Origin of the sequence: Streptomyces sp. R-74717, assembly GCF_047305335.1 — a bacterium.
Classification (GTDB): Bacteria; Actinomycetota; Actinomycetes; order Streptomycetales; family Streptomycetaceae; genus Streptomyces; species Streptomyces atratus.
In genome coordinates, this window is record NZ_CP102361.1 from 7,863,222 (window position 1) to 7,887,634 (window position 24,413).

At 69.2% G+C, this 24,413-nt stretch carries 20 protein-coding genes and 1 pseudogene; 16 read left to right on the forward strand and 5 right to left on the reverse strand.

The features are described 5' to 3' along the window. Nucleotides 1–152: 152 nt before the first annotated feature. Together NRF20_RS36135 and NRF20_RS36140 are read left to right on the forward strand one after the other, a co-directional pair. Nucleotides 153–431, forward strand: coding sequence for a hypothetical protein (locus NRF20_RS36135; RefSeq protein ID WP_413753944.1), 279 nt, complete (start codon nucleotides 153–155; stop codon nucleotides 429–431). 479 nt (nucleotides 432–910) lie between these two features. Further along, entirely contained in the window at nucleotides 911–3,334 is a 2,424-nt protein-coding gene (locus tag NRF20_RS36140) for a RelA/SpoT family protein (protein ID WP_413754644.1), read from the forward strand. A gap of 98 nt (nucleotides 3,335–3,432) precedes the next feature. Here NRF20_RS36140 and NRF20_RS36145 read toward each other — a convergent pair whose 3' ends face one another. Next, nucleotides 3,433–4,662 carry a DUF349 domain-containing protein gene (locus NRF20_RS36145; protein ID WP_398629009.1) on the reverse strand — a complete coding sequence of 410 codons (1,230 nt, stop codon included), beginning with the start codon at nucleotides 4,660–4,662 and terminating at the stop codon, nucleotides 3,433–3,435. A gap of 194 nt (nucleotides 4,663–4,856) precedes the next feature. Then, on the reverse strand, nucleotides 4,857–5,645 hold the full coding sequence (locus tag NRF20_RS36150) for a peptidylprolyl isomerase (protein WP_398629008.1): 789 nt from the start codon (nucleotides 5,643–5,645) through the stop codon (nucleotides 4,857–4,859). 149 nt (nucleotides 5,646–5,794) lie between these two features. Between NRF20_RS36150 and NRF20_RS36155 the strand changes: the two genes are divergently transcribed. Then, nucleotides 5,795–6,481 carry an MBL fold metallo-hydrolase gene (locus NRF20_RS36155; protein WP_266363127.1) on the forward strand — a complete coding sequence of 229 codons (687 nt, stop codon included), beginning with the start codon at nucleotides 5,795–5,797 and terminating at the stop codon, nucleotides 6,479–6,481. Nucleotides 6,482–6,494: 13 nt separating this feature from the next. After that, entirely contained in the window at nucleotides 6,495–7,757 is a 1,263-nt protein-coding gene (gene hisS / locus NRF20_RS36160) for a histidine--tRNA ligase (protein WP_266363129.1), read from the forward strand. A gap of 84 nt (nucleotides 7,758–7,841) precedes the next feature. Here hisS and NRF20_RS36165 read toward each other — a convergent pair. Continuing rightward, nucleotides 7,842–8,145, reverse strand: a pseudogene (locus NRF20_RS36165) (ATP-binding cassette domain-containing protein); the annotation flags it as partial. Nucleotides 8,146–8,293: 148 nt separating this feature from the next. On the opposite strand from NRF20_RS36165, the gene NRF20_RS36170 reads away from it, so the two are divergent. Both NRF20_RS36170 and NRF20_RS36175 read left to right on the forward strand, forming a co-directional pair. Further along, nucleotides 8,294–8,929 carry a vitamin K epoxide reductase family protein gene (locus NRF20_RS36170; RefSeq protein ID WP_398629007.1) on the forward strand — a complete coding sequence of 212 codons (636 nt, stop codon included), beginning with the start codon at nucleotides 8,294–8,296 and terminating at the stop codon, nucleotides 8,927–8,929. A gap of 69 nt (nucleotides 8,930–8,998) precedes the next feature. Continuing rightward, nucleotides 8,999–10,357, forward strand: coding sequence for a replication-associated recombination protein A (locus tag NRF20_RS36175; RefSeq protein WP_398629006.1), 1,359 nt, complete (start codon nucleotides 8,999–9,001; stop codon nucleotides 10,355–10,357). Between the two features lie 28 nt (nucleotides 10,358–10,385). Here the strand turns inward: NRF20_RS36175 and NRF20_RS36180 are convergent, their stop codons facing one another. Beyond that, nucleotides 10,386–11,084, reverse strand: a complete 699-nt coding sequence (locus NRF20_RS36180; RefSeq protein WP_398629005.1) for a DUF2470 domain-containing protein — start codon at nucleotides 11,082–11,084, stop codon at nucleotides 10,386–10,388. 188 nt (nucleotides 11,085–11,272) lie between these two features. Here NRF20_RS36180 and rpsD point away from each other — a divergent pair, with 188 nt between their 5' ends. Further along, nucleotides 11,273–11,887: a 30S ribosomal protein S4 gene (rpsD, locus tag NRF20_RS36185; protein WP_114243508.1), complete on the forward strand. Its 615-nt coding sequence runs from the start codon at nucleotides 11,273–11,275 to the stop codon at nucleotides 11,885–11,887. A 17-nt stretch (nucleotides 11,888–11,904) separates the two neighbouring features. Here rpsD and NRF20_RS36190 read toward each other — a convergent pair whose 3' ends face one another. After that, nucleotides 11,905–14,109, reverse strand: coding sequence for an ATP-binding protein (locus tag NRF20_RS36190; protein WP_413753945.1), 2,205 nt, complete (start codon nucleotides 14,107–14,109; stop codon nucleotides 11,905–11,907). A gap of 214 nt (nucleotides 14,110–14,323) precedes the next feature. On the opposite strand from NRF20_RS36190, the gene NRF20_RS36195 reads away from it, so the two are divergent. The 9 genes from NRF20_RS36195 (at nucleotide 14,324) to aroQ (ending at nucleotide 24,353) form a co-directional block, all read left to right on the forward strand. Beyond that, on the forward strand, nucleotides 14,324–14,773 hold the full coding sequence (locus tag NRF20_RS36195; protein WP_351260934.1) for a DUF948 domain-containing protein: 450 nt from the start codon (nucleotides 14,324–14,326) through the stop codon (nucleotides 14,771–14,773). A gap of 7 nt (nucleotides 14,774–14,780) precedes the next feature. Continuing rightward, nucleotides 14,781–15,143 carry a DUF6167 family protein gene (locus NRF20_RS36200; RefSeq protein WP_266363141.1) on the forward strand — a complete coding sequence of 121 codons (363 nt, stop codon included), beginning with the start codon at nucleotides 14,781–14,783 and terminating at the stop codon, nucleotides 15,141–15,143. Next, nucleotides 15,143–17,812, forward strand: coding sequence for an alanine--tRNA ligase (alaS, locus tag NRF20_RS36205; protein WP_266363143.1), 2,670 nt, complete (start codon nucleotides 15,143–15,145; stop codon nucleotides 17,810–17,812). The genes NRF20_RS36200 and alaS overlap by 1 nt, the downstream gene beginning before the upstream one ends. Before the next feature lie 8 nt (nucleotides 17,813–17,820). Then, entirely contained in the window at nucleotides 17,821–18,294 is a 474-nt protein-coding gene (ruvX, locus tag NRF20_RS36210) for a Holliday junction resolvase RuvX (RefSeq protein ID WP_326769964.1), read from the forward strand. Between the two features lie 95 nt (nucleotides 18,295–18,389). Continuing rightward, the gene (gene mltG / locus NRF20_RS36215) at nucleotides 18,390–20,117 is read left to right on the forward strand and encodes an endolytic transglycosylase MltG (protein WP_413753946.1); all 1,728 of its coding nucleotides are present in this window, start codon (nucleotides 18,390–18,392) and stop codon (nucleotides 20,115–20,117) included. Further along, a complete protein-coding gene (locus NRF20_RS36220) occupies nucleotides 20,104–20,940 on the forward strand; it encodes a shikimate dehydrogenase (protein WP_398629002.1) in 837 nt (278 codons plus the stop codon). Before mltG ends, NRF20_RS36220 begins: the two co-directional genes overlap by 14 nt. A gap of 148 nt (nucleotides 20,941–21,088) precedes the next feature. After that, on the forward strand, nucleotides 21,089–22,273 hold the full coding sequence (gene aroC, locus NRF20_RS36225; protein ID WP_114243501.1) for a chorismate synthase: 1,185 nt from the start codon (nucleotides 21,089–21,091) through the stop codon (nucleotides 22,271–22,273). Continuing rightward, nucleotides 22,270–23,916: a 3-dehydroquinate synthase gene (gene aroB, locus NRF20_RS36230; protein WP_413753947.1), complete on the forward strand. Its 1,647-nt coding sequence runs from the start codon at nucleotides 22,270–22,272 to the stop codon at nucleotides 23,914–23,916. Before aroC ends, aroB begins: the two co-directional genes overlap by 4 nt. Then, nucleotides 23,913–24,353: a type II 3-dehydroquinate dehydratase gene (gene aroQ / locus NRF20_RS36235; RefSeq protein ID WP_398629000.1), complete on the forward strand. Its 441-nt coding sequence runs from the start codon at nucleotides 23,913–23,915 to the stop codon at nucleotides 24,351–24,353. Before aroB ends, aroQ begins: the two co-directional genes overlap by 4 nt. Nucleotides 24,354–24,413 lie beyond the last annotated feature (60 nt).

Here is a 24,413-nt window from a genome sequence, read left to right on the forward strand (position 1 = left end):
ACGGGAGGAACCACATGAGGATTTCGTGCAGGATCGCCACGGGGGCGGTTTCCCTTCTTTCATTTGCAGCAATCGCTGCGGGCGCCGCTCCTGCGAGTGCGAGCCAGACAGTTGCGCCCGCGCCGACCACCGTGGACGCGAAGGGCGTCTGCATGGGTTGGAAGAACGCAGGGTCAATCCCGGGGAAGTGGAGCACGCTCAACGATGGCTGTGCCCACTTCGGTTTCAAGGGCATGAAGATGGTCTACGCCTGGAAGGTCTTCAAGGGCAGCAGCATCTGTGTGCAGGCCAAGGGCTTCAATGCCAAGGGGAAGAAGACCTGGTACAAGGCCGGCTGCGGGAAGACCGGCAAGATCACGGTGCCGTGGGGCAACGTTGCCGCGAACAAGGAGATGAAGGTCAAGGGGGCAGCCCTCTTGCGGTGGAGCTGAGGCATCGCCCGACTCCGGTCGGGCCCGCGTGCGGCGACCCGTGGTACTGACAGGGCACGGTGGGAGGGGGCGGGGCCTCTCCGCCCTCACCATCTGAACCACGCCCTGATGCGAGCACTGGCTCGGCACTGCATGGTTGGGGCGGGCCGACCTCCGGCCCAACGGCACACGAGGGCCATTGTCACACCCGCAGGCGCGGGACGGGCATCCGGGAACAACCGGGTGCCCGTTCCGCGTTGTGAGGGGTCTCACGGTCCCCGGGGGAGGACCGGCCACAGGGTCGATACGATGGCCTTTCCGGGGTATCCGGATCCGCATGAGGAGCGCTCTTGCCAGACGAGGCCCAGCCAGTCGCCGCCCCGCAGCCCGACAAGCCGGTGGCGGCCCCAGTCGCGCCCGGGAAGAATCAGGCCGCGGAGAAGCCGAAGCCCCCGGCCCCCGAGCCCGGCACGGGCCCGGAGCGGGCCAGTGCCCCGGCGCTGCGGCCCGTGCCCGCCTCGCCCGCTCAGCCGGCCGCCCCCGACTCCTCGGCCGCGTCCGCGCCCAAGCCCCCGGCGAAGCCCGCTGCGAAGCCGGTCACCCCGCCCGCTCCCACGACCCGCTCCGGCGGCTCCTCCAACCGGGTACGGGCCAGGCTCGCCCGCCTCGGTGTACAGCGCTCCAGCCCGTACAACCCGGTCCTCGAACCGCTGCTGCGCGCCGTCCGCAGCAACGACCCCAAGATCGAGACGTCCACGCTGCGTCAGATCGAGCGCGCCTACCAGGTCGCCGAGCGCTGGCACCGCGGCCAGAAGCGCAAGAGCGGCGACCCGTACATCACGCACCCGCTCGCCGTCACGACGATCCTCGCCGAGCTGGGCATGGACCCGGCGACGCTGATGGCCGGACTGCTGCACGACACGGTCGAGGACACCGAGTACGGCCTCGACACGCTGCGCCGCGACTTCGGCGACCAGGTCGCCCTGCTCGTCGACGGTGTCACCAAGCTGGACAAGGTCAAGTTCGGCGAGGCCGCACAGGCCGAGACCGTACGCAAGATGGTCGTCGCCATGGCCAAGGACCCCAGGGTCCTCGTCATCAAGCTCGCCGACCGGCTGCACAACATGCGCACCATGCGCTACCTCAAGCGGGAGAAGCAGGAGAAGAAGGCCCGCGAGACGCTTGAGATCTATGCCCCACTGGCACACCGCCTGGGCATGAACACCATCAAGTGGGAGCTGGAGGACCTCGCCTTCGCGATTCTCTACCCCAAGATGTACGACGAGATCGTCCGCCTCGTCGCCGAGCGGGCCCCCAAGCGCGACGAATACCTCGCCATAGTGACCGACGAGGTCCAGGCCGACCTGCGCGCCGCCCGGATCAAGGCCACTGTCACCGGCCGGCCGAAGCACTACTACAGCGTCTACCAGAAGATGATCGTGCGGGGCCGGGACTTCGCCGAGATCTACGACCTGGTGGGCATTCGGGTCCTCGTCGACACCGTCCGCGACTGTTACGCGGCGCTCGGCACCGTCCACGCGCGATGGAATCCGGTTCCCGGCCGGTTCAAGGACTACATCGCGATGCCCAAGTTCAACATGTACCAGTCGCTGCACACCACGGTGATCGGTCCCAGCGGCAAGCCCGTCGAGCTGCAGATCCGCACCTTCGACATGCACCGCCGCGCCGAGTACGGCATCGCCGCGCACTGGAAGTACAAGCAGGAGGCCGTCGCGGGCGCCTCCAAGGTGCGTACCGACGTGCCCAAGAACACCGGCCGCGGCCAGGACACCGTCAACGACATGGCGTGGCTGCGCCAGCTCCTGGACTGGCAGAAGGAGACTGAGGACCCCAGCGAATTCCTGGAGTCGCTGCGCTTCGACCTCTCCCGCAACGAGGTCTTCGTCTTCACGCCCAAGGGCGACGTCATAGCGCTCCCGGCGGGTGCGACGCCGGTGGACTTCGCGTACGCCGTGCACACGGAGGTCGGCCACCGGACCATAGGAGCACGGGTCAACGGGCGGCTCGTACCGCTCGAATCGACCCTCGACAACGGCGATCTGGTGGAGGTCTTCACCTCCAAGGCGGCCGGCGCCGGACCCTCCCGGGACTGGCTGGGCTTCGTCAAGTCGCCCCGTGCCCGCAACAAGATCCGCGCCTGGTTCTCCAAGGAGCGCCGCGACGAGGCGATCGAGCAGGGCAAGGACGCCATCGCGCGCGCCATGCGCAAGCAGAATCTGCCGATCCAGCGGATTCTGACCGGCGACTCGCTGGTCACGCTCGCCCATGAGATGCGCTACCCCGACATCTCGTCGCTGTATGCGGCGATCGGCGAGGGCCATGTCGCGGCCGCGGGCGTCGTGCAGAAGCTGGTGCAGGCGCTCGGCGGCGAGGACGCCGCCAACGAGGACCTCGCGGAGAGCGCGCCGCCCTCGCGCAGCCGCCACAAGCGCCGCTCCAACGCCGATCCGGGTGTGGTCGTCAAGGGCGTCGAGGACGTCTGGGTCAAACTGGCCCGCTGTTGTACGCCGGTCCCCGGCGACCCGATCATCGGGTTCGTCACCCGCGGCAGCGGCGTCTCTGTGCACCGCGCCGACTGCGTCAACGTCGACTCGTTGTCGCAGCAGCCGGAGCGGATCCTGGACGTCGAGTGGGCGCCCACCCAGTCCTCGGTCTTCCTGGTCGCCATCCAGGTCGAGGCCCTGGACCGGTCGCGGCTGCTCTCGGACGTCACCCGCGTCCTGTCCGATCAGCACGTCAACATCCTGTCGGCGGCCGTCCAGACCTCCCGGGACCGGGTGGCCACCTCGCGCTTCACCTTCGAGATGGGCGACCCGAAGCACCTCGGACACGTGCTGAAGGCGGTACGGGGCGTGGAGGGCGTCTACGACGTCTACCGCGTCACTTCGGCCCGCAGGCCCTGACCGACGGACCCCGCGCATACGAGAGGCCCCCTGCGCCCGTCCCGAGGGACGTGCACAGGGGGCCTTGTCACAAGCCGGTCAGCAGCAGGTGCTGTGTTTCACCCGCCGAACTCCTCCAGGCCCTTCAGCGCCTGGTCCAGCAGCGCCTGCCGGCCTTCGAGCTCCTTGGCCAGCTTGTCGGCCCGGGCGTTGTTGCCCGAGGCGCGGGCCGTGTCGATCTGCGTACGCAGCTTGTCCACGGCCGCCTGCAGCTGACCGGTCAGACCTGCGGCGCGCGCACGCGCCTCCGGGTTCGTCCGGCGCCACTCCGACTCCTCCGCCTCCTGGAGCGCCCGTTCCACCGCGTGCATCCGCCCCTCGACCTTCGGGCGGGCGTCACGCGGCACATGGCCGATGGCCTCCCAGCGCTCGTTGATGGCCCGGAACGCGGCCCTGGCCGCCTTCAGGTCCTGCACCGGCACCAGCTTCTCGGCCTCGACTGCGAGATCCTCCTTGAGCTTGAGGTTCTCGCCCTGCTCCGCGTCCCGCTCGGCGAAGATCTCGCTGCGGGCGGCGAAGAAGACGTCCTGAGCACCGCGGAAGCGGTTCCACAGATCGTCCTCGGCCTCGCGCTGGGCGCGGCCCGCAGCCTTCCACTCCGTCATCAGGTCGCGATAACGGGCGGCCGTCGCTCCCCAGTCCGCGGAGCCGGAGAGCGACTCGGCCTCCACGACCAGCTTCTCCTTGGCCTTGCGGGCCTCCTCGCGCTGGGCGTCCAGCGAGGCGAAGTGGGCCTTGCGGCGCTTGGAGAACGCCGAGCGGGCGTGCGAGAAGCGGTGCCACAGCTCGTCGTCGGACTTGCGGTCGAGCCGCGGCAGGCCCTTCCACGTGTCGACGAGCGCACGGAGGCGCTCGCCCGCGGAGCGCCACTGCTCGCTCTGCGCCAGCTCCTCGGCCTCGGCGACCAGCGCCTCCTTGGCGTGCTTCGCCTCGTCGGTCTGCTTCGCCTTCTGGGCCTTGCGCTCCTCGCGCCGCGAGTCGACCGTCGCAACCAGCGCGTCGAGTCGCTTGCGCAGCGCGTCGAGGTCACCGACGGCGTGATGCTCGTCCACCTGCAGACGCAGATGCTCGATGGCGGTCGTGGCGTCCTTGGCCGACAGGTCCGTGGTCTTCACCCGCCGTTCGAGGAGGCCGATCTCGACCACAATGCCCTCGTACTTGCGCTCGAAGTAGGCCAGTGCCTCCTCGGGGGAACCCGCCTGCCACGATCCGACGACCTGTTCGCCATCGGCTGTACGCACGTACACGGTGCCCGTCTCATCGACGCGGCCCCACGGGTCGCTGCTCACAGCGCCTCCTCCACCTGATGCCTGCGAGAGGGTTCGCCCCCCTGGCATCGTCCACAGTTTCCTGGGGCGGGCAGCGCCCGCCCTGCACAACGCCAATCTAGGCGACCGGCCGCCCGGCTGTCCGCACTCAGCGCGGCCGAAAATAATCCGGCCCGCCCTTCGTCGTCACCACCGGCCGGCCCGGTCCGGCCGCGTCACGACTTGTCGACAGCGGCCTTCGAGATGTTCACGGCCTTCTTCGGCGCACCGTCGGCCGCACCGCCGGCCACACCCGCCGCACCGATGTCCTTGACCGTCTTCAGCGAGGCATCGTCCATCGTGCCGAACGGGGTGTAGCTGGGCGGCAGTTTGCTGTCCTTGTACACGAGGAAGAACTGGCTGCCACCGGTGTGCGCCTGGCCGGTGTTCGCCATCGCCACCGTGCCCGCCGGATAGGTCACCGTGCCGTCCTTGCCCGCCTTGCCCAGCGCGGTCAGGTTCTCGTCCGGGATCGTGTAGCCGGGGCCGCCCGTGCCGTCGCCCTTGGGGTCACCGCACTGCAGGACGAAAATGCCCTGCGTGGTCAGCCGGTGACACTTCGTACCGTCGAAGAAGTCCTTGTCGGCCAGCGACTTGAAGGAGTTCGTGGTGTGCGGCGTCTTCGCCGCGTCCATCGTGAACGCGATGTCGCCCTGGCTCGTCTTGAGCGACATCGTGTACTTCGCCTTTTTGTCGATCTTCAGCGCGGGCTCGGGCACGCTGCTCTCGCTCGCCGACGGCGAGGCCGACGGGCTCGCGCTCGCGGCCGCGTCGCTCTTGTCCTTCTTGCCGTCGCCGTCGAGGGCGAGATACGAGCCCACCCCGACGATCGCGGCCACGGCCACCACGGACGCGATGACAACCGTCAGACGCCTCGTCCTGCGGCGGGCCTCCTCCCGGCGCTGCTGCTGCCGCTCGAACTTCTCCCTGGCGAGCTGCCGCCGCCGCTGATCGCTGCTGACCACCGGGTGATCTCCTTGTAGGTCGTGTGATGAGGCCTGGGCTGCCCCGTACCGTATATGGGTTAGCTGTGGAATGAGGAGCGCCGGTAGGCTCTGAACTGCCGCGACCTTCTCAGTCGCAGTCCACCGTCGGACGACCATTAAGGACGATCGTGCTCATTGCCGGGTTCCCCGCCGGGGCCTGGGGGACCAACTGTTACCTGGTCGCCCCGGCCGCAGGCGAGGAGTGCGTGATCATCGACCCGGGCCATCAGGCCGCATCCGGAGTCGAGGAAACGCTGAAGAAGCATCGGCTGAAGCCCGTCGCCGTCGTGCTGACCCACGGCCACATCGACCATGTCGCCTCGGTCGTCCCGGTGTGCGGCGCGCACGACGTCCCTGCCTGGATCCACCCGGAGGACCGGTACATGATGAGCGACCCGGAGAAGGCCCTCGGCCGCTCCATCGGGATGCCGCTCATGGGCGAGCTGACGGTGGGGGAGCCGGACGACGTCAAGGAACTGAGTGACGGCGCCCAGCTGAAGCTGGCCGGTCTGGAGTTCGGTGTCGCGCATGCGCCCGGCCATACCAAGGGGTCGGTGACGTTCAGGTTGCCCGAGGCCGCGGATGTTCCGCAGATCCTCTTCTCGGGCGACCTGCTCTTCGCCGGCTCCGTCGGACGCACCGACCTGCCCGGCGGCGACCACGCCGAGCTGCTCGAGTCGCTGGCCCGTGTGTGCCTGCCGCTCGACGACTCGACCGTGGTGCTGTCCGGCCACGGCCCCCAGACGACCATCGGCCGCGAGCGCGCCTCGAATCCGTATCTGCACGGTATGGACGCGCCCCGACGAGGAATGTGACGAGAGAAATTCCGTGAGTACCTTCAAGGCCCCCAAGGGCACGTACGACCTGACCCCGCCCGACTCCGCGAAGTACCTCGCGGTGCGCGAGGCGATCGCCGCACCCCTGAAGAACTCCGGCTACGGCTACATCGAGACGCCCGGCTTCGAGGACGTCGCCCTCTTCTCGCGCGGTGTCGGTGAGTCCACCGACATCGTGACCAAGGAGATGTACACCCTCACCACCAAGGGCGGCTCCCAGCTGGCGCTGCGCCCCGAGGGCACCGCGTCCGTGCTGCGCGCCGCGCTGGAGGCCAACCTCCACAAGCTCGGCAACCTGCCCGTGAAGCTCTGGTACTCCGGCTCGTACTACCGCTACGAGCGCCCGCAGAAGGGCCGCTACCGGCACTTCTCGCAGGTCGGTGCCGAGGCGATCGGCGCCGAGGACCCGGCGCTGGACGCCGAGCTGATCATCCTGGCCGACCAGGCGTACCGCACGCTGGGTCTGCAGAACTTCCGCATCCTGCTGAACTCGCTGGGCGACAAGGAGTGCCGCCCCGTCTACCGGGACGCGCTCCAGGAGTTCCTGCGCGACCTCGACCTCGACGACGACACCCGCCGCCGCATCGAGCTCAACCCGCTGCGGGTCCTCGACGACAAGCGCCCCGAGGTGCAGAAGCAGCTGGTCGGCGCTCCGGTGCTGCGCGACTACCTGTGCGACGCGTGCAAGGCGTACCACGAGGAGGTCCGCGAACTGCTGACCGCCGCCGGCGTCGTGTACGAGGACGACGAGAAACTCGTCCGCGGTCTCGACTACTACACCCGCACCACCTTCGAGTTCGTCCACGACGGACTCGGCTCGCAGTCCGCGGTGGGCGGCGGCGGCCGCTACGACGGCCTCTCCGAGATGATCGGCGGCCCTGCGCTCCCGTCGGTCGGCTGGGCACTCGGCGTGGACCGTACGGTGCTTGCGCTGGAGGCGGAGGGCATCGAGCTCGAACTGCCCGCGGCCACCAGCGTCTTCGCGGTACCGCTCGGCGAAGAGGCCCGGCGGGTGCTCTTCGGGATCGTCACGCAGCTGCGCCGCGAGGGTGTGGCGACGGACTTCGCGTACGGAAACCGCGGCCTCAAGGGTGCGATGAAGAGCGCGAACCGGTCCGGGGCGCGGTTCACGATCGTCGCGGGTGAGCGGGACCTGGCCGAGGGCGTCGTCCAGCTCAAGGACATGGAGTCCGGCGAGCAGACGGCGGTACCCCTGCCGGACGTGGCCGAGGCGATCCGCGGGCGCCTGGCCTAGAGTCTCCCGGTCGCCGGACGGACTGGAACACCGGCCCGTCCGGCGACCGGGAGCGCAGGGCTCACCGGCCCACCCCGGTCAGCCGAAGTGCGTCACCGTCTCGCGAACCGTCAACTCGGCGGGGGTGGATTCATCCTGTCGGACGACGACCCGGGAACGCCAACGGCGGTCGGCGGAAGCCGGGTCCACGCCGAGAACCGACACGGTCCCTCCGCCGCGGCTGCGATGGCCCTGCAGGATTTCGACGGCTGTGCTCTTCCCGGCCCCGTTCGGTCCGAGGATCGAGAACACCCCCGTACTGCCGGATGCCCAGGTCCCGGCCGTCGACCGCGGTCGCTTCGCCGTAGTGCTTGCGCAGGCCGCGCCCCTCCACCACAAGTTCAGTCATGGGCCGGAGCGTCTCGCGGACCCGCGCGTTCCATACCGGCCGTGCGCGGAGCCTCGCGCACACCTTTATGTCCATCTAACAGCAGGCCAGCGGTGTCGTGCGGCACAATGACCGTGCCCAGCAGGCCACTCACTGATGGAACGGCGATATGACGACTGCAGCGGTTGACCATCCCTCCTCCGACCAGGACGAGGACGGCGGGAAGAGGATCATCGGCGGCAGTCGCGCGTTCGCACTGCTGCTGGTGATCACGGGCGCCGCCGGACTCCTTGCCGCCTGGGCCATCACCATCGACAAGTTCAAGTTGCTGGAGGACCCCAACTTCACACCGGGCTGCAGCCTCAACCCGGTCGTCGCATGCAGCAACATCATGAAGAGCGAGCAGGCGGCCGCCTTCGGCTTCCCGAACCCGATGCTCGGTCTGGCCACCTACTCCGTGATCATCGGCATCGGCCTGGCGCTCCTCGCGGGCGCCCGCTTCCGCAGCTGGTACTGGCTCGGGATGAATGCCGGCACGCTGTTCGGCGTCGGTTTCTGCACCTGGCTCCAGTACCAGTCGCTCTACAACATCAACTCGCTCTGCCTGTGGTGTGTCCTGGCCTGGGTCGCCACGATCTTCATGTTCTGCTACGTCACCACGCACAACATCAAGCACCGGATCCTGCCCGCGCCGAACTGGCTGCGCAACGGGCTGACGGAGTTCCACTGGGTGCCGCCGGTCCTGTGGATCGGCATCATCGGCATGCTGGTCCTGACCCGCTGGTGGGACTTCTGGACCAGCTGACCGGCCCGTCGCTCCTGCCGGGCGACCGGCCCGGCAGGGATGTCGGTGCCGTGACATAGGCTTCAAAACGTGGAGCCCGACCTCTTTACCGCAGCCGCCGAAGACCGCCAGGAGAAGGACCCGTCCAGCAGCCCACTGGCTGTCCGGATGCGTCCCCGCACCCTCGACGAGGTCGTCGGCCAGCAGCATCTGCTCAAGCCGGGCTCGCCGCTGCGCCGCCTCGTCGGCGAGGGGAACGGCGGGCCGGCAGGCCCGTCGTCGGTGATCCTCTGGGGCCCGCCCGGCATCGGGAAGACGACTCTGGCGTACGTGGTCAGCAAGGCCACCAACAAGCGCTTCGTCGAGCTCTCAGCGATCACCGCGGGCGTCAAGGAAGTGCGGGCCGTCATCGAGGGCGCCCGCCGCGCCACCGGCGGATACGGCAAGGAGACCGTCCTCTTCCTCGACGAGATCCACCGCTTCTCCAAGGCGCAGCAGGACTCACTGCTTCCGGCCGTGGAGAACCGCTGGGTGACGCTTATCGCCGCGACCACCGAGAATCCGTACTTCTCGATCATCTCGCCGCTGCTGTCGCGCTCGCTGCTGCTCACCCTGGAATCGCTCACCGACGACGATCTGCGCGGCCTGCTGCAGCGTGCCCTGACCGACGAGCGCGGACTCGGCGGCGCGGTGGCGCTGCCGGAGGACGCCGAGGCGCATCTGCTGCGTATCGCGGGTGGTGACGCCCGCCGGGCGCTCACGGCACTGGAGGCCGCGGCCGGTGCGGCGCTGGCCAAACAGGAGAAGGAGATCACCCTCCTGACCCTGGAGGAGACCGTCGACCGTGCCGCCGTCAAGTACGACCGGGACGGCGACCAGCACTACGACGTGGCGAGTGCGCTCATCAAGTCGATCCGCGGCTCCGATGTGGATGCCGCGCTGCACTATCTGGCCCGGATGATCGAGGCGGGGGAGGACCCGCGGTTCATCGCCCGGCGGCTGATGATCTCGGCCAGCGAGGACATCGGTCTGGCCGACCCCACGGCACTGCCCACCGCTGTCGCGGCCGCCCAGGCGGTCGCCATGATCGGTTTCCCCGAGGCGGCGCTCACCCTGAGCCATGCCACGATCGCCCTGGCCCTTGCCCCCAAGTCCAATGCGGCGACACTGGCGATCTTCGCCGCCCAGGAGGACGTACGGAAGGGGCTCGCGGGCCCGGTCCCGGCCCATCTGCGTGACGGCCACTACAAGGGCGCCGCCAAGCTGGGCCACGCCCAGGGCTATGTGTATCCGCACGATGTCCCCGGCGGTATCGCCGCTCAGCAGTACGCCCCGGACGCCGTACGCGACAAGCACTACTACCAGCCCACGCGCTACGGCGCGGAAGCGCGCTACGCGGATGTGGTGGAGCGGGTCCGCGAGCGGCTCTGCGGCCCGTCCGCCGACTGAGGAGGACGCGCAGGGGCCGTTGCCCCGTTCAGTGCGCCGCCGCCTCGAAGAGCGTGCGCATGGCGTGGCGCAGCTCGCCGATGTCCCGCACCGGCTCGGGGAATTCGAAGCGTGCGTCGAAGCACCCCCCGTCCTCGCAGAAGCGCACACGCAGCCCGTACCGGTCCAGCGCGAGCGGTACGACGGAGGGTTGGTGGGCCGCGCAGCGACGGGCCGCACGCTCGCCGAGCAGCCCGCACAGTGTGTCCAGTTGTTCGCCGTGCGCCGCGTGCAGGTGTTGCAGCAGCTCCACCTCGTGTGCGACGAGCGGATCGGGGGCCGCGTCGCGGAATTCGTCGGGTTCGACCTCCTCGGCGCCCCACAGATCGTCGACGTACGCCTCGCCCGTCTCCAGCCGGAGCGTCATCCGGCCGGGCCCCGACATGCCCGGTACGGTGGTGAGCCGACCCGAGACCCGGGCGCGGCCGCGGATGCGGTGCGGTACGGAGACCGGGGCGACGTCCGTGATCTCCAGCACAGCGGTCAGCTCGTCGTCCTCGGCGTGCGTCGCGGCCCGCACGGCCGGGGAATCAGCGGGGAGTTCGAGGAACAGATCCCCGTCGGGGCCCACGTTCCTGGTCAGTGGCATCAGCTGATCGGAGCCGGGTGCGTTCAGCCCGGGAACGAGCAGTACTGCCGAACAGGTACTCTGTACGAGAGTTCGTGTGCGCTCGGCTGCTGACGGCATCCGAGTGTTTTCAAGCCCGCCGGGACGCGGCTGACCACGATCTGATCGGTCCTCCGTCGTATCGGCACCCTGAGGGGTGTCGACGCTGTCAGTGCTGTCCGTGACGTGTGTGGTGTTCCCCGGGCGAGACATGCGATCTCCTCAAGTAAGGTGAGCCTAACCTAACCTACAACGGAGGTCTGGAGAACGTGCCTAACCAGTCGCGTCCCAAGGTCAAGAAGAGCCGCGCGCTCGGCATTGCGCTGACGCCGAAGGCTGTCAAGTACTTCGAGGCCCGCCCCTACCCGCCGGGCGAGCACGGCCGTGGCCGCAAGCAGAACTCGGACTACAAGGTCCGTCTGCTGGAGAAGCAGCGTCTGCGCGCCCAGTACGACATCAGCGAGCGCCAGATGGCGCGTGCCTACGACCGCGCCAAGAAGGCCGAGGGCAAGACGGGCGAGGCGCTCGTCGTCGAGCTCGAGCGTCGCCTCGACGCCCTGGTCCTGCGTTCGGGCATCGCCAAGACCATCTACCAGGCCCGCCAGATGGTCGTGCACGGTCACATCGAGGTCGACGGCCGCAAGGTCGACAAGCCGTCCTTCCGTGTCCGTCCCGACAACATCGTGATGGTCCGTGAGCGCAGCCGCGACAAGCACCCCTTCCAGGTTGCCCGCGAGGGTGGTTACGCCCCCGACGGCGAGACCCCGCGCTACCTGCAGGTGAACCTGAAGGCCCTGGCCTTCCGCCTTGACCGGGACCCGAACCGCAAGGAAATCCCCGTGATCTGCGACGAGCAGCTCGTCGTCGAGTACTACGCCCGCTGATCCAGGCGTAGCCGCTCTCACCAGCGCTCAGGCCCGCCCCTTCCCGATGTACGGGAGGCGGCGGGCCTCCGCATTTTCCCGGGGCCCGGCAGGGGCCCGGACAGCCGCCCCGGCGTCCCCGGCCGGTCCGCAGGCCCGTTCGCCAGCGCCCTGGCCACCGCCGCGTCCAGATCCAGTAGGCCACCCGCACGCAGGCCCGATTCATAGGGGCCGTCGCCCAGCTTCCGGCGGGCCAGCTCCTCGCACCGGGCGCGCGGCTGCCCGTAGTACGCCGAACCGAACAGCGGCAGCCCCACCGACGGCCAGATCCGGTCGGCCGCCCCCTGCAGCACCGCCGCCTCCGCCGCATCCCCCTCGACCGCCGTGACCAGTGCCAGCAGCTCCAGGGCGAGCACCGAGCCGAGCAGGTCGTGGAAGGCATGGCCGATCGTCAGGGACTCCCCGAGCAGCTCCCGGGCCCGGCCCGGCCGGCCCCGTTGCAGCGCCGCGAAGGCCAGTACGTAGAGCGCGTACGAGAGGGCCCACCGCTCCCCGTGGTCCTCGCAGATCTCCCTGACCTCTTCGCAGATCGCGGCCGCGCCGTCCAGATCCCCGCGGAATCCGACCGCCATCGCCAGCTCGATCCGGGCCATCAGCACATTGCTGTTCAGCTCGCCGAGCTCCCGGTAGCGGCCGAGCGCGTCGTCCAGCAGTTCCTGCGCCCTGACCATGTCGTCCGTGACGAGCGCCAGACACCCCATCCGGTGCACCGCGTAGGCGAGCGCCGTGGAGTCGTCGGTACGGTCGGCCTCGTCCCGGCACTCCTGCAGCGCACAGACCGCACCGACCGGGTCGCCCTGCAGCACGGCCACATGTCCGAGCACCCACAGCGCCTTCAGTCGCGAGGAGTCGTACGGTGTCTCCTCCTCCAGCACATGGTCCAGCCAGTGCCGGCCCTCCGAGAGACGTCCGCAGCCCACCCAGAGGAACCAGAGGGTGCCCGCCAGATACTGCGCGAGGTGGGCCTCGCCCGGGCTCTCCAGCGAACACTCCATCGCCCGCCGCAGATTCGGCAGCTCGCTCTCGACCCGGGCGGCCACCTCACCCTGACGCGGGCTGAACCAGTCGAGCTCGCACCAGGTGGCAAGACCCAGGAACCAGTCCCGGTGGCGGCGTCGCAACCGGTCCGTGTCACCGGTGGCCGCCAGCCACTCGGCCCCGTACTCCCGGACCGTGTCCAGCATCCGGTAGCGGGTGCCTGCCGCCGAGTCCTCGCGCACGACGACGGACTGCGTCAGCAGCCCGGAGAGCACATCGAGCACCGACTCGGCCGGCAGATCGACGCCGCTGCAGATGTATTCGACGGCCTCCAGATCGAACTGCCCGGCGAACACCGAGAGCCGCGCCCACAGCAGCCGCTGCTCCGGAACGCAGAGTTCATGACTCCAGCCGATGGCCGTACGGAGCGTCTGGTGGCGCGCCGGCGCGCTCCGGCCGGCGCCGGTCAGCAGCCGGAAGCGGTCGTCCAGGCGCTGCAGCACCTGCTCGGTGGACAGGGCGCGCAGTCGTCCGGCAGCCAGTTCCAGCGCGAGCGGGATCCCGTCCAGCCGACGGCACAGCTCCCGCGCGGTGGCGCGATTGTGGTCGGTCAGCCGGAACTCCGGCCGCACCGCGGCGGCCCGCTCCGCGAAGAGCAGCATCGCGTCCTCGTCCGTCATCGGTGCGAGCGGGAACGTGAGCTCGCCGTCCAGCTCCAGGGGCAGCCGCCCGGCGGCCAGTACCCGCAGGAGCGGGGACCGACGCAGCAGTTCCCGTACCAGCTCCGCGCAGGCGTCCACGAGATGCTCGAAGCCGTCGATCACCAGGAGGAGTTGGCGCCCGGCAAGATGTTCGAGGAGTGTCGTGCGGGGCGGTCTGCTGGTGTGATCGGTGAGTCCCAGGGCATCGACCAGCGCATGTTCCAGCAGCCCGGGATCGTGGATGGCGGACAGCTCCACCAACCAGACCCCGTCGCAGTACCGTTTCTCCATGAGCGTCGCGATCTTGGTGGCACAACGGGTCTTGCCCACCCCACCCACTCCGACCACGGTGACGAGCCTCGACTCGTCCAGCAACTGACCGAGATCGGCCAGTTCATCCTCCCGCCCCACGAATCTGTTCAGTTCCGCCGGGAGACTGCCGAGGGCGGTTGCGGGGACAGTGGGATCGCGGGGGGACGGAAAGGGGCGCTGGGGGCGTCGCATGAAACACGCAGAGTACTGGTACGGAATCTCTCCGTAAAATCTCCTCATGGCAACTGCGGTCCTTGCCGCCGGTAATGCGGTACAGGGCGCGACCACCGGCGCGATAGGCTCGGGAGACGACGATCGGCTGTTGCGACAGCGGTCGCCGGACCTGGCAGAGACAGTACAGAGACAGCGACAAGCTAGAGAGCGGTGCACTGTGTCCGGTGGAGAGGTGGCCGGGATCCTGGTGGCCGTCTTCTGGGCGATCCTGGTTTCGTTCCTCGCCGTCGTACTGGTGAGGCTGGCCCAGACGCTCAGAGCGACCACCAAGCTCGTGGCGGACGTGACCGAGCAGGCGGTCCCACTGCTTGCCGACGCCTCCGCCACCGTGCGCTCCGCGCAGACCCAGCTCGACAAGGTCGACGCGATCGCCACGGACGTACAGGAAGTCACCTCGAACGCCTCGGCGCTCTCCACCACTGTCGCCTCGGCCTTCGGTGGCCCGCTCGTCAAGGTCGCCGCGTTCGGTTACGGGGTACGGCAGGCCATCGGCCGCAAGACCGATCCCGAACCGGAACCTGCCCGTCGGCCGGCTCGTCGTACGGTGATCGTCGGCCGCACCGTGCCTGCCGCGCGCGGCAGGAAGCGCAGCGGCAGAAACTCCCGCGGATCGAAGGACTGACGCAGCGATGTTCCGCCGTACGTTCTGGTTCACCGCCGGCGCCGCCGCCGGTGTCTGGGCCACCGCCAAGGTCAACCGGAAGCTCAAGCAGCTGACTCCCGAGAGTCTTGCGGCGCAGGCCGCGGACAAGGCGATCGAGACGGGCCACAAACTCAAGGACTTCGCTCTGGACGTCCGTGAGTCCATGGCTCGGCGCGAGGCCGAACTGGGCGAGGCGCTGGGCCTGGAGGCACCGGTCGACCCCGACCTCCCCGTACGGCGTCATTTCGCCGTCGAGGCGGCCGAGCCCGTCGGACCGGACAGGTCCCTCGAAGCCACCAACTACCGCAAGCTCCCCTACAACTCGTACAACCGGAATGAGGACCACTGATGGAGTCGGCTGAAATTCGTCGCCGCTGGCTGAGCTTCTTCGAGGAGCGCGGTCACACCGTCGTCCCTTCGGCGTCGCTCATCGCGGACGACCCGACTCTGCTCCTGGTCCCCGCGGGCATGGTCCCCTTCAAGCCGTACTTCCTCGGCGAGGTCAAGCCGCCCGCCCCGCGCGTCACCAGCGTGCAGAAGTGCGTCCGTACGCCGGACATCGAAGAGGTCGGCAAGACCACTCGGCACGGCACGTTCTTCCAGATGTGCGGCAACTTCTCCTTCGGTGACTACTTCAAGGAAGGCGCCATCAGCTACGCCTGGGAGGCTCTGACGAGCTCCGTGGCGGAGGGCGGCTTCGGGCTCGACCCCGAGCGGCTGTGGATCACGGTCTATCTGGACGATGACGAGGCCGAGGCCATCTGGCGCGACAAGATCGGCGTACCGGCCGAGCGTATCCAGCGCCTGGGCAAGAAGGACAACTTCTGGTCCATGGGCGTCCCCGGTCCCTGCGGCCCCTGCTCGGAGATCAATTACGACCGCGGCCCCGAGTTCGGCGTCGAGGGCGGCCCGGCCGTCAACGACGAGCGCTACGTGGAGATCTGGAACCTGGTCTTCATGCAGTACGAGCGGGGCGCCGGTGACGGCAAGGAGGACTTCCCGATCCTCGGTGACCTGCCGTCGAAGAACATCGACACGGGTCTGGGCCTGGAACGCCTCGCCATGATCCTGCAGGGCGTACAGAACATGTACGAGACCGACACCCTGCGCGTCGTCATGGACAAGGCCACCGAGCTGACCGGCGTCCGGTACGGCGCCGACCACGGTTCGGACGTCTCGCTCCGCGTGGTCGCCGACCACATCCGTACCTCCATGATGCTGATCGGTGACGGCGTCACCCCCGGCAACGAGGGCCGCGGCTACGTGCTGCGCCGCATCATGCGCCGTGCCATCCGCAACATGCGACTGCTCGGTGCCACGGGCCCTGTCGTCAAGGACCTGGTCGACGTCGTGATCAACACGATGGGGCAGCAGTACCCGGAGCTGATCACCGACCGCAAGCGCATCGAGACCGTCGCCCTCGCCGAGGAAGCCGCCTTCCTCAAGGCCCTCAAGGGCGGCACCAACATCCTCGACACCGCCGTCACCGAGACCAAGGCCGCCGGCGGCAAGGTCCTCGCCGGCGACAAGGCGTTCCTGCTCCACGACACCTGGGGCTTCCCGATCGACCTCACCCTGGAGATGGCCGCCGAACAGGGCCTCTCGGTGGACGAGGACGGCTTCCGCCGCCTGATGAGGGAGCAGCGGGAGCGCGCCAAGGCCGACGCCAAGGCCAAGAAGACCGGCCACGCCGACCTGTCCGCCTACCGTGCGGTCGCCGACAACTCCGGCATCACCGAGTTCACCGGCTACACCGCCACCGAGGGCGAGTCGACCATCGTCGGCCTGCTCGTCGACGGTGTGCCCTCGCCCGCCGCCACCGAGGGCGACGAGGTCGAAGTCGTCCTGGACCGCACCCCGTTCTACGCCGAGGGTGGCGGCCAGCTCGCCGACCAGGGCCGGATCCGGCTCGACAGCGGCGCCGTCATCCAGGTGCGCGACGTGCAGCAGCCCGTCCCCGGCGTCTCCGTCCACAAGGGCTCGGTACAGGTCGGCGAGGTGACCGTCGGCGCCTGTGCCTACGCCGCCATCGACAACACCCGCCGCCGCGCCATCGCCCGTGCCCACAGCGCCACGCACCTCACGCACCAGGCGCTGCGCGACGCACTGGGCCCGACGGCCGCCCAGGCCGGTTCGGAGAACTCGCCGGGCCGCTTCCGCTTCGACTTCGGCTCGCCCGCCGCCGTACCCGGCACGGTGCTCACCGACGTCGAGCAGAAGATCAACGAGGTCCTTTCCCGCGAACTCGACGTCCAGGCCGAGGTCATGTCGATCGACGAGGCCAAGAAGCAGGGCGCCATCGCCGAGTTCGGCGAGAAGTACGGCGAGCGGGTCCGGGTCGTCACCATCGGCGACTTCTCCAAGGAGCTCTGCGGCGGTACGCACGTCCACAACACCGCCCAGCTGGGTCTGGTGAAGCTGCTCGGCGAATCGTCCATCGGTTCCGGTGTGCGCCGTATCGAGGCCCTCGTCGGTGTCGACGCGTACAACTTCCTCGCCAGGGAGCACACGGTCGTCGCCCAGCTCCAGGAGCTGGTCAAGGGCCGTCCCGAGGAGCTCCCGGAGAAGATTGCGGGAATGCTCGGCAAGCTGAAGGACGCCGAGAAGGAGATCGAGAAGTTCCGCGCGGAGAAGGTCCTCCAGGCCGCCGCCGGACTGGCCGATTCCGCCAAGGACGTACGGGGCGTCGCCCTGGTCACCGGTCAGGTACCGGACGGCACCTCGGCCGACGATCTGCGCAAGCTCGTCCTCGACGTCCGTGGACGTATCCAGGGCGGCCGCCCGGCTGTCGTGGCCCTGTTCACCACGGCGGGCGGTCGCCCGCTGACCGTGATCGCCACCAACGAGGCCGCTCGTGAGCGCGGACTCAAGGCCGGTGACCTGGTCCGTACGGCCGCCAAGACCCTCGGCGGCGGTGGCGGCGGCAAGCCGGACGTCGCCCAGGGCGGTGGCCAGAACCCCGAGGCCATCGGCGCCGCCGTGGCCGCCGTCGAACGCCTCGTCACCGAGACGGCGTGACGGCGGGGATGACGCAGATGCGCCGCGGTCGTCGTCTCGCGATCGACGTCGGGGACGCCCGGATCGGGGTCGCCTCGTGCGACCCCGACGGGATCCTCGCCACGCCGGTGGAGACCGTTCCGGGACGCGATGTCCCGGCGGCCCACCGGCGGCTCGGGCAGATCGTCGAGGAGTACGAGCCGATCGAGATCATCATCGGCCTGCCGCGGTCCCTCGGCGGCGGTGAAGGCCCCGCCGCCGCCAAGATCCGGGTCTTCGCCCAAGAGGTCGCCCGCTCGGTCGCGCCCATTCCGGTGCGACTGGTGGACGAGAGGATGACCACAGTGACGGCCAGTCAAGGACTGCGCGCCTCGGGCGTGAAGTCCAAAAAAGGCCGTTCCGTCATCGATCAGGCTGCCGCTGTGGTGATCCTTCAGAACGCTCTGGAGTCCGAACGGGCGTCGGGTAAAGCTCCCGGCGAAGGCGTCGAAGTGGTTGTCTGATCGCGATACGGTAACGTTCCGCGCGATGCGGCGGTGTTCGAACAAACACCGCACAGCAAAGAGACGGAATGTCGTCTCGCGGCTCTAGGGGATCGATGACTGAGTATGGCCGGGGCCCCGGCTCCGAACCGTGGCATCCCGAGGACCCCTTGTACGGGGACCAAGGATGGGGAGGACAGCAGTCCGCCCACGGCCAGAACCAGTACGGCGGCCAGCAGCAGCCCTATCCCCAGGATCCGTACGCGCAGCAGCAGCCGCAGGACCCGTACGCGCAGCAGCAGCAGCAGCAGCCGCAGGACTCGTACGCGCAGCAGCACTACCAGCAGCAGCCCGCGTACGGAGCCCCGCAGGACCCGTATGCGCAGCAGCAGCAACCTCAGCCCCAGCAGCCCCAGTACGACAACGGTGGTTGGGACACCGGGCAGCAGCCCGCCGCGGCGCCCTACGACGCCCAGCAGGCCGACCCGTACGGCGGCCGGCAGGCCGGCTACGGCGAGGCGCCTGACTACTACAGCACGCCGGAGGCCTACCCGCCGCCGCAGCCCCCGGGCCGCCGCGAGGCCGTTGCCGAGCAGGCCCCCACGCAGAGTCCCGACTGGGTCCCGGAGGTCCAGCCGGAGGAGACCCACCCCTTCTTCACGGGCGCCGACGAGGGCGACGACAACGACGGCGAGCACGACGACGACCCGCGCGAGTCACGCCGCGGCGGTCGCGGTGGCAACGAGCGCCGGGGCAAGGGCAAGAAGAAGAACCGCAGCGGCGTCGCCTGTCTGGTCGTCGCGGTGGTCCTGGTCGGCGGCCTCGGCACAGTGGCCTACGTCGGTTACTCGTACTGGCAGGACAAGTTCGGCGCGGCGCCCGACTACACCGGAACGGGCACCGGCGAGGTCGAGGTCGAGATCGAAAAGGGCGCCTTCGGCTCCGACATCGGCAACATCCTGAAGCAGAAGGGTGTCATCAAGAGCGTCGACGCGTTCGTCGCCGCGCAGAACGAGAACCCCAAGGGCAAGTCGATCCAGGCAGGCGTCTATCTCCTCCACGAGAAGATGTCCGCGGCCGAGGCCCTGAAGATGATGATCGACCCGAAGAGCCAGAATCTTTTGGTGATTCCCGAGGGTTACCGCAATGTCACTATCTACGGGATGGTCGACAAGAAACTGGGCCTCAAAAAGGGAACGACCAAGGGGATTGCCACGTCCAAGGCGTCCGACCTCGGTTTGCCCGACTGGGCGAGCAGCAACAAGGATATAAAGGACCCGCTGGAAGGATTCCTTTACCCGGCCGCCTATCCGGTCACCAAGGAAACCAAGCCGGAGGCGATCCTGAAGAAGATGGTCTCCCGTGCCAACGAGGAGTACGACAAGCTCGACCTCGAGGGAACGGCCAAGAAGTACAAGCTGGACGGCCCATGGCAGGTTCTCACTGTCGCCAGTCTGGTCCAGGCGGAGGGCCTCACGCACGACGACTTCCGCAAGATGGCTGAAGTCGCGTACAACCGCTTGAAGCCGAACAACACGGTCACGAACCGTAAGCTTCAATTCGACTCCTCATTCAATTACCTCAAGAACCAGAGCAAGATCAAGATCGGGTCGAGTGAGATCCTGAGCAATCCGGACCCTTACAACACCTATTACCACGAGGGTCTTCCGCCGGGTCCGATCAGCAATCCGGGTGACGAAGCCCTGCGAGCAACACTCAATCCCACTGATGACGGGTGGATGTTCTTCATCTCGCTCGACGGCAAGAAGACCGAGTTCACCAAGACGGCCGCCGACCACGAGAAGCTCAACAAGAAGTTCAGGAAACAGCATGGCCTCGACTGACGGGCGCCGCCGGGCAGCCGTCCTCGGCTCGCCCATCGCCCACTCGCTCTCCCCGGTGCTGCACCGGGCCGCGTACGCGGAGCTCGGCCTCTCCCACTGGTCGTACGACCGTTTCGAAGTGGACGAGGCGGGGCTGCCCGGCTTCATCGAGGGGCTCGACGCCTCGTGGGCCGGCCTGTCGCTGACCATGCCGCTCAAGCGCGCGATCATCCCGCTGCTGGACTCCATCAGCGAGACCGCGTCCTCGGTGGAGGCGGTCAACACGGTCGTCTTCACGGATGACGGCCGAAGGGCCGGCGACAACACAGATATCCCCGGCATGATCGCCGCGCTGCGCGAACGCGGTGTGGAGAAGACCGACTCCGCCGCCGTACTCGGCGCCGGAGCGACCGCTTCCTCGGCGCTCGCCGCGCTGTCCGAGATCTGTACGGGACCGGTCACCGCATACGTCCGTAGCCGGGAACGGGGCGAGGAGATGCGCGGCTGGGGCGAACGCCTCGGCGTCGACGTCCGGATCTCCGACTGGGCGGAGGCCGAGCAGGCGCTGCACGCCCCGCTGGTCGTCGCCACCACTCCGGCAGGTGCCACGGATGCGCTGACCGATGCCGTACCGGATCGGCCCGGCACGCTCTTCGACGTGCTGTACGAGCCGTGGCCGACCGGACTCGCCGCCGCCTGGGCGGCCCGTGACGGCGCAGTCGTCGGAGGTCTCGACCTTCTGGTGCACCAGGCCGTCCTCCAGGTCGAGCAGATGACGGGCCACTCGCCCGCCCCGCTCGCGGCGATGCGGCAGGCCGGCGAAGAGGCACTGGCCGCACGCTGACCACGCGCATTTACGGGCCCCGATCCGTCCGTCTGCTGGACCGGCGGCCGGTTCGGGTGCCCGGGCGTGGGAGGATCGAAGGCGGCGGGCCAGGGCCGCGCACCCGGTCGCGCCGTTGCAGTTTCAGGCGCGAGCATGAGGAGCACCGTTGAGCAGGTTGCGCTGGCTGACCGCAGGGGAGTCGCACGGCCCCGCACTGGTGGCGACGCTGGAGGGTCTTCCCGCCGGTGTCCCGATCACCACGGAGATGGTGGCGGACGCACTGGCCCGGCGGCGGCTCGGCTATGGCCGCGGCGCTCGCATGAAGTTCGAGAAGGACGAGGTCACCTTCCTCGGCGGGGTGCGCCACGGGCTGACCATGGGCTCCCCGGTCGCCGTCATGGTGGGCAACACCGAATGGCCCAAGTGGGAGCAGGTCATGTCGGCCGACCCGGTCGACCCCGACGAACTGGCCGCGCTGGCCCGTAACGCACCGCTGACCCGCCCCCGCCCCGGACACGCCGACCTCGCCGGCATGCAGAAGTACGGCTTCGACGAGGCACGGCCGATCCTGGAGCGCGCCAGCGCCCGGGAGACCGCGGCCCGCGTCGCGCTCGGTGCCGTCGCGCGGTCGTACCTCAAGGAGACCGCGGGCATCGAGATCGTCAGCCACGTCGTCGAGCTGGCCGCAGCCAAGGCGCCCTACGGCGTCTACCCCACACCCGCGGACGTCGAGAGGCTCGACGCCGACCCGGTGCGCTGCCTGGACGCCGACGCGAGCAAGGAAATGGTCGCCGAGATCGACCAGGCCCACAAGGACGGCGACACCCTCGGCGGTGTGGTCGAGGTGCTGGCGTACGGCGTGCCCGTCGGCCTCGGCTCGCACGTGCACTGGGACCGCCGTCTCGACGCCCGGCTCGCCGCGGCCCTGATGGGCATTCAGGCCATCAAGGGGGTCGAGGTCGGCGACGGCTTCGACCTGGCCCGGGTCCCCGGCTCCAAGGCGCACGACGAGATCCTGGTCACCGAGGACGGCATCAAGCGCGCCTCCGGCCGCTCCGGCGGTACCGAGGGCGGTCTGACCACCGGCGAGCTGCTGCGGGTCCGCGCCGCGATGAAGCCCATCGCGACGGTGCCGCGCGCGCTCGCCACCGTCGACGTCGTCACCGGCGAACCCGCCAAGGCCCACCACCAGCGCTCCGATGTCTGTGCCGTGCCGGCCGCGGGCATCGTCGCCGAGGCGATGGTCGCCCTGGTCCTCGCCGACGCCGTCGCCGAGAAGTTCGGCGGCGACAGCGTCCCCGAGACCCACCGCAACGTTCAGTCGTACCTCGACCACCTCCAGATCCGATGAGCGGCCCGCTGATCGTCCTCGTCGGCCCGATGGGTGTCGGCAAGTCCACGGTCGGTGAACTGCTCGCCGACCGGCTCGGCACCACCTACCGGGACACCGACGCGGACGTCGTCGCCACGGCCGGCAAGCCGATCTCGGAGATCTTCTTCGACGAGGGCGAGGAACACTTCCGCGAGCTGGAGCGACAGGCGGTGCACACCGCCGTCGCCGAGCACAGGGGTGTCCTCTCCCTCGGCGGCGGCGCCGTGCTCGACGAGACGACCCGCGCGCTGCTCGCCGACCACCCCGTCGTCTATCTCTCGATGGACGTGGAGGAGGCCGTCAAGCGGGTCGGCCTGAACACCGCCCGCCCGTTGCTCGCCGTCAACCCGCGCCGGCAGTGGCGCGAGCTGATGGGCGCCCGCCGCCATCTGTACACCGAGGTGGCCCGGGCGAGTGTCGCCACCGACGGGCGCACCCCCGAAGAGGTCGCCCAGGCGGTCCTCGACGCACTGGAACTGCCGGAGCGCGCGGGCGACCCCGCGGCGCCCGGCCGGGAGAACACACACATGACGGACCAGGGACCCACGCGCATCCAGATCGCCGGCAGTGCGGGCACCGACCCGTACGAGGTGCTGGTCGGCCGGCAGCTCCTCGGCGAGCTGCCCACGCTCATCGGCGACCGTGCCAAGCGGGTTGCCGTACTGCACCCCGAGGCGCTCGCCGAGACCGGTGAGGCGGTCCGTCAGGACCTGGCCGAGCAGGGCTACGAGGCCATCGCGATCCAGCTGCCGAACGCCGAGGAGGCCAAGACCGTCGAGGTCGCGGCGTACTGCTGGAAGGCGCTCGGGCAGACCGGCTTCACCCGCACCGATGTCATCGTCGGCGTCGGCGGCGGAGCCACCACCGATGTGGCCGGGTTCGTCGCGGCGAGCTGGCTGCGCGGGGTGCGCTGGATCGCCGTACCCACGACCGTGCTCGGTATGGTCGACGCGGCCGTCGGCGGCAAGACGGGCATCAACACCGCCGAGGGCAAGAACCTTGTCGGCGCCTTCCACCCGCCCGCCGGGGTCCTCTGCGACCTTGCCTCCCTGGACTCGCTGCCCGTTCACGACTACGTCAGCGGCATGGCCGAGATCATCAAGGCCGGCTTCATCGCCGACCCGGCGATCCTCGACCTCATCGAGGCGGACCCGGAAGGCGCCCGTACGCCCACCGGAGCGCACACCGCGGAGCTGATCGAACGCGCCATCCGGGTCAAGGCCGAGGTCGTCTCCAGCGACCTCAAGGAGTCCGGACTGCGCGAGATCCTCAACTACGGTCACACCCTGGCCCACGCCATCGAGAAGAACGAGCGCTACAAGTGGCGGCACGGCGCGGCCGTCTCGGTCGGCATGGTCTTCGCCGCCGAGCTGGGCCGGCTGGCCGGACGCCTCGACGACGCCACCGCCGACCGGCACCGCGCCGTCCTGGAGTCCGTCGGACTGCCGCTCACCTACCGCGGCGACCAGTGGCCCAAGCTGCTGGAGAACATGAAGGTCGACAAGAAGTCCCGCGGCGACCTGCTGCGCTTCATCGTCCTCGACGGTCTCGGCAAACCCACCGTGCTGGAGGGCCCCGACCCGGCAGTGCTGCTCGCCGCCTACGGGGAGGTGTCGGCGTGATGCGCCGGGTCCTCGTCCTCAACGGGCCGAACCTCGGGCGCCTCGGCTCCCGCGAGCCCGATGTGTACGGCGCCACGTCGTACGCCGGACTCGTCGAGACCTGTCAGGCCCTCGGCAAGGAGCTCGGCTTCGACGTCGACGTCCGGGAGACCAACGACGAGGGCGAGCTGATCCGCTGGCTCCACGAGGCCGCGGACGGTTCAATTCCGGTCGTTCTCAACCCGGGGGCCTTCACCCACTATTCGTACGGAATGCGGGATGCGGCGGCCCAGCGCACCGCCCCGCTGATCGAGGTGCACATCTCGAACCCGTACACACGGGAGGAATTCCGCCACCATTCCGTGGTCGCGCCGGTCGCCACGGGGACCGTGGCCGGATTCGGCATCGGCTCCTACCGCCTCGCTCTGCGCGCCCTCGCGGACGAGTCGACCGACTGACGGACCGGTGCACCGGACGGCCGACCGGCCGACCGGGCACTGTGGACCGTCCCCGACCGT

Coding starts and splice junctions, on each gene's coding strand:
- NRF20_RS36135 (WP_413753944.1), top strand. CDS start 153: ATGGGTTGGAAGAACGCAGGGTCAATCCCGGGGAAGTGGAGCACGCTC.
- NRF20_RS36170 (WP_398629007.1), top strand. CDS start 8,294: ATGACGACTGCAGCGGTTGACCATCCCTCCTCCGACCAGGACGAGGAC.
- NRF20_RS36180 (WP_398629005.1), bottom strand. CDS start 11,084: ATGCCGTCAGCAGCCGAGCGCACACGAACTCTCGTACAGAGTACCTGT.
- NRF20_RS36190 (WP_413753945.1), bottom strand. CDS start 14,109: ATGCGACGCCCCCAGCGCCCCTTTCCGTCCCCCCGCGATCCCACTGTC.
- NRF20_RS36200 (WP_266363141.1), top strand. CDS start 14,781: ATGTTCCGCCGTACGTTCTGGTTCACCGCCGGCGCCGCCGCCGGTGTC.
- alaS (WP_266363143.1), top strand. CDS start 15,143: ATGGAGTCGGCTGAAATTCGTCGCCGCTGGCTGAGCTTCTTCGAGGAG.
- ruvX (WP_326769964.1), top strand. CDS start 17,821: ATGACGCAGATGCGCCGCGGTCGTCGTCTCGCGATCGACGTCGGGGAC.
- mltG (WP_413753946.1), top strand. CDS start 18,390: ATGACTGAGTATGGCCGGGGCCCCGGCTCCGAACCGTGGCATCCCGAG.
- NRF20_RS36220 (WP_398629002.1), top strand. CDS start 20,104: ATGGCCTCGACTGACGGGCGCCGCCGGGCAGCCGTCCTCGGCTCGCCC.
- aroB (WP_413753947.1), top strand. CDS start 22,270: ATGAGCGGCCCGCTGATCGTCCTCGTCGGCCCGATGGGTGTCGGCAAG.